The organism is Delftia sp. NA_296.1 (assembly GCF_052692095.1).
This window is the reverse complement of the sequence record NZ_JBQZGF010000002.1, coordinates 537,976-549,842: the sequence shown is the minus strand read 5'-3', so window position 1 is coordinate 549,842 and position 11,867 is coordinate 537,976. Positions and strand designations below refer to the sequence as shown.

The following is an 11,867-nucleotide window of genomic DNA, read 5'->3' as shown; positions in this document are numbered from 1 at the left end:
GCTTTTATGCCGCTGATGCCTGGAGAACCGTCGCATCGTCCAGTTCAAAGTGCAAAGCCGTGCCAAGCGCCACGCTGGCGCGGGCCAACGTGGCCAGGGTGACGCCGGTGTCGTTTTCGTCCAGCAGGCGGTTCACCACCATGCGGCTGGTGCGCATGCGTGTCGCCATCTCGGTCTTGCTGACTTTCTGGGCTTTCATCGCCTGTGCGAATTGCCAGGAAATCACCCGCTTCACTGCGATAGCTGTGGCCTCCTCAAGCAGGCCTTCTTCTTCGAGGAAGTCATCGAAATTGCTGCCTAGATGTTTGTTCATGGGGTATTCCTCAGCTTCTTGAGCCGGTTTCTGGCAGTTGTCAGATCCGGCCCGGGGGTGTTGGCCGACTTTTTGATGAAGCCATGCAGCAGAACCATTTTTCCATTCTGGGCCGTGAATAGGACACGTGCGATGCCATCGGCAATGCTGCACCGCACCTCCCACAGTCCTGGCTCCATCTTGCGTACTACCGGCATGCCCAGAGGCCAGTTGTATTGGACGGTCTTGATATCGGCGCCGATGGCTTTGCGGTCTTCCACCGTAAGTTCACGAAGCCAGTCACGCACGGGCTCCTTGCCGGCATCGGATCGGTAGAAGACAACGGAAAGAATGGGCTCTTCCATCGGAAAAGTGTATCTAAAAAAGTACTATTTTGCTGCGTGTCGTTACTGATGACCGTGTAGCCCGTGTGTCATCGGAGGCCAAAGCCTTGACGCTGGACGCGAGGGGAATTCCTGCCACTGCGATTGCTTGGTTTTGATGCCTGGTTCCTGGCCCGGCAGCCGATGGCCCTTCTTGATGCGCCAAGAAAGGTCAGGTCAAAGACGGCAACCCGAATGCCCGCGACCCCTTCGCTGCGCTCGGCCGGATGTGGCCGCACTCGTGGCTATGGGCTTTGAGTGTGGTCGCAACCTACGCTTCTGGCTTCGCCCTGCACATAGTCGGCCAGTGACTCAGCGCCGTCGCGGATGGCGCGCAGTGCGTGAGCCATGGCTTGCGGACGTCGCAAGTCTTCTGGTGCATTGAGGCTGGCCAACACAAGTTGGGCCAGGGCCCATATTTCGTTGCAGCCTTCCTGTACCCATCCATTGGTGTCGGTGATGGTGCGAGCCAGTTGCTCGAAGCTGGCGCGCGTGGGAAGAGCGGTGCGCTGATCGTCCATGTTTTCGTACTCCTGTGCGAGACGGAAACACCCGACCTGCGTTTTCAAGCGCAGAAAGGGTGGATGGGATGTTGAAAACACGCACACAGACGTGCGGGCAGCCTTGCGGGTAGCCCCATCCCATCCAAAACCGTGTGGACGTGCGGGTGCGATGCCCACTGTCCAAGTGTTCAGACGTGACGAGGCCTCTCTTTCGGGGAGGCTCTGCCGCTGTGTGTTGATGGTGTTTTCAAGCACCAGCCCCGGAACAGGGGGCCACCGAAATCATAGAGGCATTCCACAACCCCGCCTCAAACCCCAGGCCGAGCGAAGCGACGGCCCGCATCCACTCCCCGTATGAACGCGCCTGCGGCGTGGTGGTTGCGGGGTTGCAGTCCTGCCGAAGGACAGGACTGCTTCGTCATCTGGCTCGCTGCGGTCGGCCGCCGGGCCGAAACCCGACTCCCGCCCGCAGGGCGGGCGCATGTCCTCACAAGCCATAAAAAGCCCCCATCCAAAACACACCCAGACACACCTCTGTCATCCATTTCCCACACGCCTCCGTGTTTTCCCCAATCCCACCCCGAACCATCAGTCCTAAACTCACGCTTGTTTCAAGAAAAAAGTGTCATTTCAAATTTGAAACAGACACAAACCCCCTTCGATTGAGGTACGCCATGAACACCACGCCCTCCACAGGCCAGCTTGCCGGCCGCCGCATTCTCGTCACAGGCTCGGCGCGCGGCCTGGGCTTTGCGTTCGCCAAGGCCTTTTGCGAGCAGGGCGCGCGTGTCGCCATGGCCGATCTGCGCGAGGAGCTGCTGGCCGAGTCCGTGGCCCGGCTGCGCGCGCAGGGCTTCGAGGCGCATGGCTTCGGGCTGGATGCCGGCAATCCGGAGTCGATAGAGCGCTGCGCGCAGCAGGCCGTGCAGGCGCTGGGCGGGCTGGACGGCCTGGTGAACAACGCGGCCGTGACCGATTCGGGCGGCAAGGGCATGGACGACATCGATCTGGACAAGTGGGACCAGGTGATGAACGTGAACGTGCGCGGCGTGTGGCTGATGACGCGGGCCTGCCGCGCCGCACTGCGCGACAGCGGCCGGGGCGCCATCGTCAACCTGGCGTCCGACACCGCGATGTGGGGCGCCCCCAACCTGATGGCCTATGTGGCCAGCAAGGGCGCGGTGATGGCCATGACGCGTTCCATGGCGCGCGAGCTGGGCGCCGACGGCATCACCATCAACGCCGTGGCGCCGGGCCTGGTGCTGGTGGAGGCCACGGAGTACGTGCCCGAGCACCGCCACCGCCTGTACATCGACCAGCGCGCGCTGCAGCGCGAGCAGCGGCCCGAGGATGTGTCGGGCGCCGTGGCCTATGCGCTGTCCGATGGCGCGCGCTTCGTGACGGGGCAGGTGCTGCCCGTCAACGGCGGCTTCGTCATGAATTGAAGGGGTTTCGCCATGACCGACACCACCCCTTCCGGGAATGCCGAGAGCGCCGAGAGCGCGGACAACGGCGCCGACAAGTACATGGTGCCCGCGCTGGAGCGCGGCCTGCGCCTGCTGCAGGAGTTCGGGCGCGGCAATGCCACGCTGGGCGCGCCCGAGCTGGCCCGCCGCCTGCAGCTGCCGCGCGCCACGATTTTCCGCATGCTCAACACGCTGGAGGCCATGGGCTTTCTGCAGCGTGCCGAGGGCAGCAATGACTACCGGCTGGGCCTGTCCGTGCTGCGCCTGGGCTTCGAGTTCCTGTCGTCCATGGACCTGACCGAACTGGGCCAGCCCGTGATCGCGCGGCTGTGCGGCGAGATCCGCTATCCCTGCAACATCGTGGTGCGCGATGGCCGCTCCATCGTCTACGTGGCCAAGGTCACGCCGCCCACGCCGCTGACCAGTTCGGTGCGTGTGGGCACGCGCCTGCCTGCCCATGCCACGGCCCTGGGCCGCGTGCTGCTGGGCGACCTGTCCCTGCCCGAGCTGCGCGCGCTCTACCCCGAGGAGCACCTGGAAGCGCACACGCCCAAGACGCCGCGCACGGTGCTGGACCTGTTCAACCTGGTCGAGGCCGACCGCGAGCGCGGCCATGTGTTCAGCGAAGGCTTCTACGAAAGCTCCATCTGCACCATCGCCGCCCCCGTGCGCGACCACAGCGGCCGCGTGGTGGCGGCGCTGGGCACGACGGTTCCCGCGCCCCATGTGGAGGAGGGCCGTGCCGAGACCCTGATCGCCGGCGTCTGCGACGCGGCGGCCGAGCTGTCCGAGCTGCTGAACTACCGCCCGCAAACGCAAACGCAGACGGCACAGCTGCTTTCCCTCAATTCCCGGCGCGCAGGAGGCGGCCATGTTTGATTCCCAACTCAAGGACACCACGGCCGTCGTCACCGGCGGCTCTTCGGGCATTGGCCTGGCCACGGTCGATCTGCTGCTGTCGCAGGGCGCGCGTGTCGCCCTGTGCGGGCGCAGCGCCGAACGCCTGGAGCAGGCCGTGCAGCAGCTGCGCGGGCGCCATCCCGAGGCCCGCCTGTTCGCCCAGGCCTGCGACGTGCTCGACGCTGCCCAGGTGCAGCAGTTCGCGCGCGACAGCGAGGCTGCGCTGGGTCCGGCCTCCATCCTCGTGAACAACGCGGGCCAGGGCCGGGTCTCGACGTTTGCCAGCACCGACGATGCGGCCTGGACCGAGGAGCTGCACCTGAAGTTCTTCTCGGTGCTGCATCCCACGCGCGCCTTTTTGCCGCAGCTCGAGCGCACGGCTGAGCCGGCCATCGTCTGCGTCAATTCGCTGCTGGCCTCGCAGCCCGAGCCGCACATGGTGGCCACATCGGCCGCGCGCGCCGGCCTCAAGAACCTGGTGCGCTCCATGGCCACCGAGTTCGCGCCCAAGGGTGTGCGCGTCAACGGCATCCTGGTCGGCCTGATCGAGTCCGGCCAGTGGCGCCGCCGCTTCGAGGCGCGCGAGGACCGCAGCCAGGACTGGAACGCCTGGAGCGCCGACCTCGCGCGCAAGAAGTCCATTCCGCTGGGCCGCCTGGGCTCGCCCGACGAGGCCGCGCGCGCCATCTTCTATCTCGCCACGCCCCTGTCCTCCTACACGACCGGCAGCCACATCGACGTCTCCGGTGGCCTTGCACGGCAAGCGTAGTGCTTCAGCCCCTTCACCCGATTCAAAGCAGAACATGACTTCTTCCGCATCCAAAATCACCGTCGGCGCCGTTGTGGCCCAGTTCCTCGAACACTGCGGCGTGCAGGCCGCGTTCGGGGTGATCTCCATCCACAACATGCCCATCCTGGACGCGATGAATGCGCGCGGCCATGTCCGCTTCGTGATGGCGCGCGGCGAGGCCGGCGCCGGCAACATGGCCGATGCCTGCGCGCGTTCCACCTCCAGCCTGGGCGTGTGCATCACCAGCACCGGCCCGGCCGCCGGCAACATTGCGGGCAGCCTGGTGGAGGCCTATACGGCCGGCACGCCGCTGCTGCACATCACGGGCCAGATCGAGACGCAGTACCTGGACCAGAAGCTGTCGTACATCCACGAGGCGCCCGACCAGCTGACCATGCTGGGCGCCGTGTCCAAGGCGGCGTTCCGCGTGCGCAGCGCCGAGACCTGCCTGTCCACCCTGAAGGCCGCCGTGCAGGCCGCCATGACCGCGCCCACGGGCCCGGTGAGCGTGGAGATTCCCATCGACATCCAGCAGACCGTGATCGACATGCCGGCCGACCTGTCGCCGCTGCCGGTGGCCGTGCTGGCACCCAGCGAGGCATCGCTGGATGCGCTGGCCGACACGCTGGCCAAGGCACGCCGCCCGCTGCTGTGGCTGGGTGGCGGCGCACGCCACGCAGTCGCTGCCGTGCAGCGTCTGAAGGCGCTGGGCTTCGGCATCGTCAGCACGGGCCAGGGCCGCGGCATCGTGGCCGAGGACGATCCGGCCTCGCTGGGCGCCTACAACATCCAAAAGCCAGTGGAGGCCTTCTACCAGCGCTGCGACGCCATGCTGGCCGTGGGCACGCGCCTGCGCAGCAATGAGACGCTGAAGTACGAACTGAAGCTGCCGCGCCCGCTGCTGCGCATCGATGTGGACGCCGCCCAGCAGGGCCGCTGCTATGCCGATGACGGCTTTGTCTGCGGCGACTCGGCCCTGGCGCTGACGGGCCTGGCCGACCGGCTGGAGGCACGCGGCTACAAGGCCGACCCCGAGCTGCTGGCCGACCTGCGCCAGGTGCACGACGAGGCCGTGGCCACCATGCGCGACGGCCTGGGCCCGTACAGCGTGCTGGTGCAGGAGCTGCAAAAGGCCGTGGGCCGCAACTTCAACTGGGTGCGTGACGTGACCGTCTCCAACAGCACCTGGGGCAACCGCGAGCTGCGCTTTTTCGAGCCCAACGCGGGCGTGCACGCCACGGGCGGCGGCATCGGCATGGGCATGCCCATGGCCATCGGCGCGGCCGTGGGCGCGGCGGTCAGCGGCTCGGGCCGCAAGACGCTGGGCCTGGCGGGTGACGGCGGCTTCATCCTGAACCTGGGCGAGCTGGCCACGCTGGTGCAGGAAGAGTGCGACACCCTGATCGTGCTGATGAACGACCAGCGCTACGGCGTGATCCAGAACATCCAGGACGCCTCCTACGGCGGCCGCCGCTGCTATGTGGAACTGCACACGCCCGACTACGCGCAGCTGTGCGCCTCCATCCAGCTGCCCCATGCCCGCGTGCAGAACCTTGACGAGCTGCCGGCCGTGCTGGCCTCGGCCTGGCCGAAGAAGGGCCCCTTCCTGCTGGAGATCGACATGCGCGCCATCGGCAATTTCAAGGCCACGTTCTCGGGCCCGCCCGTGAACAAGCTGGACCAGATCCCGGCCACCACCACGGCGTCCAAGGCCGCCTGAGGCGGCTGGATTCGAACGAACGAGAGAGGCTCACCATGTCGAACCTGGAACTGCTCCCCATCAATATCGCCGGCGAATGGCGCCTGGGCGGCGGTGGCGAATCCACCACGCTCTATCCCGCCACCGGCGAAGTGGTGGGCCGCCTGCGAGCGCCCAGCCTGGAGGATGTGGAGGAGGCCATCCAGAAGGCCGACCACGCCTTCCGCACCAGCGGCTGGGCCCAGAAAAAGCCCCATGAACGCGCGGCCGTGCTGCACCGCGTGGCCCAGCTGATCCGCGAGCGCGCCGAGCCCCTGGCCCAGCTGCAGCGCCTGGACAACGGCAAGCCCATCAAGGAAACACGCATGCTGGTGGCCAGCGCCGCCGCCACCTTCCAGTTCTTTGCAGCCGCCTGCGAGACCATGGAGGAAACCATCACGCCCTCGCGCGGCGACTTCATGACCATGAGCGTGTACGAGCCCATGGGCGTGGTGGCGGCCATCACGCCGTGGAACTCGCCGATCGCCAGCGAGGCGCAAAAGCTGGCGCCCGCGCTGGCCGCCGGCAACGCCGTGGTCGTCAAGCCCGCCGAGGCCACGCCGCTGCTGGCGCTGGAGCTGGCGAAGATCTGCGAAGAGGCCGGCGTGCCCAAGGGCCTGGTCAGCGTGCTGCCGGGCCGTGGCTCGGTGATCGGCGACGCCATCACCAAGCACCCGCTGGTCAAGCGCGTGTCGTTCACGGGCGGCACGTCCACGGGCAAGCACATCGCCCACATCGCGGCCGACAAGATGATGCCGGTCTCGCTGGAGCTGGGCGGCAAGTCGGCCACCATGGTGCTGGCCGATGCCGACATCGACCATGCCGTCAACGGCGTGCTCTACGGCATCTTCAGCTCCTCGGGCGAGTCGTGCATTGCGGGCTCGCGCCTGTTCGTGGCACGCAGCCTGCATGCCGAATTCATGCAGCGCCTCACGGCCAAGGCCGCCGCGCTGCAGGTGGGCGACCCCGCCGACGAGCGCACGCAGATGGGCCCGCTGATCACCGCCAAGCACCGCGAATCCATAGAGAGCTATGTGGCCCTGGGCCTGTCCGAGGGCGGCCGGCTGCTCACGGGCGGCCAGCGGCCCGAGGGCGCGCAGTTCGAGCGCGGCTACTACTACCGCCCGACCATCATCGACGGCGTGAAGAACGACTGGCAGATCTGCCAGCAGGAAATCTTCGGCCCCGTGCTCGTGGCCATGCCCTTCGACAACGAGGACGACCTGCTCGCCCAGGCCAACGACAGCGTCTACGCGCTGGCCGCCGGCATCTGGACGCGCGACTACAAGAGCGCCTGGCGCATTGGCCGCGCCGTGCAGGCCGGCACCGTCTGGATCAACACCTACAAGCAGTTCTCCATCTCCACACCCTTCGGCGGCTGGCGCGACAGCGGCCTGGGCCGCGAGAAGGGACGGCTGGGCATACAGCAGTACATGGAGCAAAAGAGCATGTACTGGGGCTTGAACGACCAGCCTTTGGCCTGGGCGAACTGAAAGGGAATCGACATGAGCGTACTGGGCATAGACGAAATCACCTACGGCGCGGACGACCTGGCTACCTGCCGCCGCTTCTTCCTGGACTGGGGCCTGGCGCTGGTGCAGGAAGCGGACGACCGGCTGGTGTTCGAGACCCTCAACGGCTGCCGCGTGATCGTGGCCGCCGCGGACCATCCCGATCTGCCGCCCGCCATCGAGGCCGGCCCCACGCTGCGCGAAGTGGTCTGGGGTGTGGAAAGCGAGGCGGACCTTGCGCTGTACGCCAGCCGCATTGCCGCGCTGCCGGGCTTCACACAGGGCCAGGGCCCGGGCCAGGGGCGCATAGGCTGCACCGACCCCAACGGCCTGTCCGTGCGCCTGCAGGTCACGCAAAAGCGTGATGTGGATGTGCAAGGCGCCGCCTACAACACCTGGAACCGCAAGGACCGCGTCAACCAGGCCAGCCCGGCCTACGAGCGCGCCCAGCCCATCGAGGTCGGCCATGTGGTGTTCTTCGTGAAGGACGTGCAGGCCTGCGAGCGCTTCTACGTGGACAACTTCGGCTTCGCGGCCTCGGACCGCTACCCCGAGCGCGGCGCCTTCCTGCGCTGCGCACCCGACGGCGGCCACCACGACATCTTCCTGCTGCAGCGCCCCGCCAAGGACGCGGGCCTGAACCACGTGGCCTTCACGGTGCGCGACATCCACGAGGTCTTCGGCGGCGGCATGCACATCTCGCGCTGCGGCTGGGACACCCAGCTGGGCCCGGGCCGCCATCCCGTGTCCTCGGCCTATTTCTGGTACTTCCGCAATCCGGCCGGCGCTCTGGTCGAGTACTACGCCGACGAGGACCAGCTCACCGCCGACTGGCAGCCGCGCGAGTTCGAGCCCGGTCCCACGGTGTTTGCCGAATGGGCCATCGATGGCGGCATCGACGGCAACACCCGGCGCCAAAAGGGCGTGGGTACCAGCGACGGGAAATTCATCACCGACAAGCGGCATTGAGACCGCGCCTGACGGCTCACCCCACAACCCAACCACCCCACGGCCCCCACCATGAACAAGACACGTCGCCAGGTTTCTCTTGCCGCTGCATTCCTGGCTGCAGCCACGCTGTCCGGCACCGCGATGGCCCAGGCCTATCCGGCCAAGCCCATCACCATCATCGTGGCCTATCCGGCCGGTGGCGACACCGATGCCATGGCGCGCCTGTATGCCGAGAAGCTGTCCACGCGCCTGGGCCAGCCCGTGCTGGTGGACAACCGCCCCGGTGCCAGCGGCACCATCGGCAGCGTGCATGTGGCCAAGGCCGCGCCGGACGGCTACACGCTGCTGCTGGCGCCCAATACCTTCGCCATCGCGCAATTCGTGCTCAAGACGGCCTCGGGCTCCAGCTACGACGTGCTGCACGGCTTCACGCCTATCGTGCAGACCAGCGTGCAGCCCATGTTCGTGGCCACCAACCAGGCCTCGGGCATCAAGGACATGAAGACCCTGATCGCCCAGGGCAAGCGCGACGGCCTGACCTACGCCAGCCCCGGCAGCGGCTCGCCCATGCACATCCTGGGCGAGATGTTCAACCGTGCCGCCGGCACGCGCATCGCCCACATTCCCTACAAGGGCGTGGCGCCTGCCGTCAACGACCTGATCGGCGGCCATGTGCCCACGACCTTCATGACCTGGGGCCCGATTGCGCCCTACATCGGCGGCAAGGTCACCGCCCTGGCCGTGGCCGACAGCCAGCGCAGCGCGCTGGCCCCCAATGTGCCCACCCTGGCCGAGCTGGGCGTCAAGGACGTGGAAGTGTCCGCATGGCAGGGCCTGTTCGGTCCCAAGGGCATGTCGCCCGAGACCGTGAAGCTGCTGAACACGCACCTCAACGAGATCCTGAAGATGCCCGACGTGGTCTCCAAGATGGCCACCTTCGGCGCGCTGCCAGCAGGCGGCGAGCCCGCGAGGCTTGAGAAGACCAATGCAGCGGACTTCAACCGCTTCGGCAAGCTCATCAAAGACCTGGATATCAGGGCTGATTGAGCACCCCCCACACAAGACAGTTTTCGAAGGAGAGAACCATGGCCGCTGATCGCTATCTCGAGCCGCACCAGGCGCGCGAACGTGCCCCCACCCTGATGGAAGACCTGCTGGGCGATTCCATCGAACGCGCCTTCGGCGAAGGCGTGCAGACCCTGCCCGAACTGGTGGCCTATCTCAACCGCAGCGGCCCCGCCGGCGAAAACGGCCAGGCCTGGACCGAAGACAGCTTCCAGGCGCTGATGGCGCGGCTGGGCTATTGATACCGAGCAGGACTGGAGAGCCCCATGAACGTACAAACCATCACCATCGATCCGGTGGACGGCCTGCTCAACAAAGGCCTGAAGAACCTCTGGTACGCGGTCTGCCCCTCGGACTTCGTGAAGACCCAGCCCGTGTCGGTGCGCCGCTTCGGCCGCAAGATCGCGCTGTGGCGCGATGCCGCCGGCCAGGTCCACGCGCTGGAAGACCATTGCCCGCACCGCGGCGCGCCGCTGTCGCAGGGCGTGATCCTGGGCGACCGCCTGGCCTGCCCCTACCACGGCGTGGAAGTGCGCGGCGACGGCACGGTGACCAAGGTGCCCGGCAGCCCCGGCTGCAAGCTCGAAGGCTCGCGCGCGGCGCTGGCCTTCCATGCGCGCGAGGCGCATGGCGCCATCTTTCTCTACAACAGCGACAAGGCCGTTGACGAGGCGCCCGAGTTCACGCTGCCCGAGGAGCTGACCTCGCCCGAGTACTCCAACTTCCTGTGCTATGCCGAGTGGCGCAGCGACTACCGCTATGCGCTGGACAACGTCATGGACCCCATGCACGGCACCTTCCTGCACAAGCAGTCGCACTCCATGGCCGAGGGCGACAGCAAGGCCACGTTCCAGGTGCGCGAGACCGATGACGGCTTCGTCTTCGAGAAGGTGGGCCAGCGCGGCGTGAACTTCGACTGGACCGAGTGGGGCAGCACGGGCGTGCACTGGATGCGCCTGGAGATTCCGTACCCCAAGACCGGTGGCCCCGGCGGCAACTTCGCCATCGTGGCCTGCGTCACGCCCATCAGCGCCGACCTGTGCGCCGTGTTCTTCTGGCGCTGCCGCAAGGTGCAGGGCTGGATGCGCGACACCTGGCGCTTCCTGTACCGCAACCGCCTGGAGGCGCGCCACTGGGCCGTGCTGGAGCAGGACCGGATCATGATGGAGCAGATGGAGCTGGACGCCAACGAGCGCGAGAACCTCTACCAGCACGACATCGGCCTGGTGCGCCTGCGCCGCCACCTGCGCCGCCTGGCCCAGGAGCAGATCGACGAAGGCGCCGCATCATGAGCACCAACCTCCAGGCCTTCGTGCACACGCTGCGCTTCGAGGCCCAGGACACCATCAGCGTGGACCTGCGGCCCGTGGCGGGCGGGGAGCTTCCCGCCTTCACGCCGGGCTCGCACATCGATCTGCACCTGCCCAACGGCCTGGTGCGCAGCTACTCGCTGAGCAACCCCAGCGATGAGCGCCACCGCTACGTGGTCGGCGTGCTGCGCGACCGCGCCAGCCGCGGCGGCTCGCGCTGCGTGCACGAGTCGCTGCGCGTGGGCATGCCCATCACCATCTCCGAGCCGCGCAACCATTTCGCGCTGGACGAAAGCGCCGCGCACACCGTGCTGGTGGCCGGCGGCATCGGCATCACGCCGCTGCTGTGCATGGCGCGCCGGCTCAAGGGCCAGGGCCGCTCGTTCGAGATGCTGTACTTCGCCCGCGAGCGCAAGGGCGCGGCCTTCCTGGAAGAGCTGCAGGCGCTGGGCATGCCGCTGCACCTGCACTTCGACAGCGAGGCCGGCGGCCCGCCCGACCTGCGCGCGCTGCTGGCCCAACGGCAGCCCGACGCGGGCACGCACCACTACGCCTGCGGCCCCACGCCCATGCTGGACGCCTTCGAGAAGTTCTGCGCCGAGCTGGGCCACGCCAACGCCCACGTCGAGCGCTTCACGCCCGTGGAGGTCAAGGCCGCCGATGACGCGCGCAGCAACTACACGGTGGAGCTCAAGCGCAGCGGCCGCTTCATCGAGATCACGCCCGAGAAGTCGCTGCTCGACACCCTGCTGGATGCCGGCATCCAGATGGACCACAGCTGCTGCGAAGGCGTCTGCGGCTCCTGCGAGACGCGCGTGCTCGAAGGCATTCCGGACCACCGCGACTCGGTGCTCAGCCCCAAGGAAAAGGCCAGCAACAAAGTGATGATGGTCTGCGTTTCCGGCTGCAAGAGCGAACGTTTAGTGCTCGATATCTGAGCAGGCAATCAGACCTGCAC

General features: G+C 67.2%; 13 protein-coding genes. 10 read left to right on the top strand and 3 right to left on the bottom strand.

Annotation, left to right across the window (positions count from 1 at the left end; genetic code table 11):
* Positions 1-4: 4 nt before the first annotated feature.
* The 3 genes from ACUTR7_RS06980 to ACUTR7_RS06970 form a co-directional block, all read right to left on the bottom strand.
* Positions 5-313: an XRE family transcriptional regulator gene (locus tag ACUTR7_RS06980; RefSeq protein ID WP_013804512.1), complete on the bottom strand. Its 309-nt coding sequence runs from the start codon at positions 311-313 to the stop codon at positions 5-7.
* Positions 310-657: a type II toxin-antitoxin system RelE/ParE family toxin gene (locus tag ACUTR7_RS06975; RefSeq protein ID WP_071954163.1), complete on the bottom strand. Its 348-nt coding sequence runs from the start codon at positions 655-657 to the stop codon at positions 310-312. The genes ACUTR7_RS06980 and ACUTR7_RS06975 overlap by 4 nt, the downstream gene beginning before the upstream one ends.
* A 263-nt stretch (positions 658-920) precedes the next feature.
* Positions 921-1,196 carry a hypothetical protein gene (locus ACUTR7_RS06970; protein ID WP_445608440.1) on the bottom strand — a complete coding sequence of 92 codons (276 nt, stop codon included), beginning with the start codon at positions 1,194-1,196 and terminating at the stop codon, positions 921-923.
* Between the two features lie 656 nt (positions 1,197-1,852).
* Between ACUTR7_RS06970 and ACUTR7_RS06965 the strand changes: the two genes are divergently transcribed.
* The 10 genes from ACUTR7_RS06965 to ACUTR7_RS06920 are packed head-to-tail and all read left to right on the top strand — an operon-like array spanning position 1,853 to position 11,847.
* Positions 1,853-2,623 (top strand): SDR family oxidoreductase, encoded by a 771-nt coding sequence (locus ACUTR7_RS06965; protein WP_012202888.1) that lies wholly within the window; start codon positions 1,853-1,855, stop codon positions 2,621-2,623.
* 12 nt (positions 2,624-2,635) lie between these two features.
* On the top strand, positions 2,636-3,523 hold the full coding sequence (locus tag ACUTR7_RS06960) for an IclR family transcriptional regulator (protein ID WP_445608439.1): 888 nt from the start codon (positions 2,636-2,638) through the stop codon (positions 3,521-3,523).
* The gene (locus ACUTR7_RS06955; protein ID WP_047217882.1) at positions 3,516-4,313 is read left to right on the top strand and encodes an SDR family oxidoreductase; all 798 of its coding nucleotides are present in this window, start codon (positions 3,516-3,518) and stop codon (positions 4,311-4,313) included. The genes ACUTR7_RS06960 and ACUTR7_RS06955 overlap by 8 nt, the downstream gene beginning before the upstream one ends.
* Before the next feature lie 34 nt (positions 4,314-4,347).
* On the top strand, positions 4,348-6,054 hold the full coding sequence (locus ACUTR7_RS06950) for a thiamine pyrophosphate-binding protein (RefSeq protein WP_043825870.1): 1,707 nt from the start codon (positions 4,348-4,350) through the stop codon (positions 6,052-6,054).
* Positions 6,055-6,089: 35 nt separating this feature from the next.
* Positions 6,090-7,565, top strand: a complete 1,476-nt coding sequence (locus ACUTR7_RS06945; protein WP_047217884.1) for an aldehyde dehydrogenase — start codon at positions 6,090-6,092, stop codon at positions 7,563-7,565.
* Between the two features lie 12 nt (positions 7,566-7,577).
* Positions 7,578-8,552, top strand: coding sequence for a VOC family protein (locus tag ACUTR7_RS06940; RefSeq protein ID WP_445608438.1), 975 nt, complete (start codon positions 7,578-7,580; stop codon positions 8,550-8,552).
* Positions 8,553-8,603: 51 nt separating this feature from the next.
* A complete protein-coding gene (locus ACUTR7_RS06935; RefSeq protein WP_013804505.1) occupies positions 8,604-9,581 on the top strand; it encodes a Bug family tripartite tricarboxylate transporter substrate binding protein in 978 nt (325 codons plus the stop codon).
* A 38-nt stretch (positions 9,582-9,619) separates the two neighbouring features.
* Complete coding sequence (locus ACUTR7_RS06930; RefSeq protein WP_012202895.1) at positions 9,620-9,841, top strand: recombinase-like helix-turn-helix domain-containing protein; 222 nt, start codon at positions 9,620-9,622, stop codon at positions 9,839-9,841.
* A 24-nt stretch (positions 9,842-9,865) separates the two neighbouring features.
* On the top strand, positions 9,866-10,891 hold the full coding sequence (locus ACUTR7_RS06925) for an aromatic ring-hydroxylating oxygenase subunit alpha (RefSeq protein WP_012202896.1): 1,026 nt from the start codon (positions 9,866-9,868) through the stop codon (positions 10,889-10,891).
* Positions 10,888-11,847, top strand: a complete 960-nt coding sequence (locus ACUTR7_RS06920; protein ID WP_445608437.1) for a PDR/VanB family oxidoreductase — start codon at positions 10,888-10,890, stop codon at positions 11,845-11,847. The genes ACUTR7_RS06925 and ACUTR7_RS06920 overlap by 4 nt, the downstream gene beginning before the upstream one ends.
* Positions 11,848-11,867 lie beyond the last annotated feature (20 nt).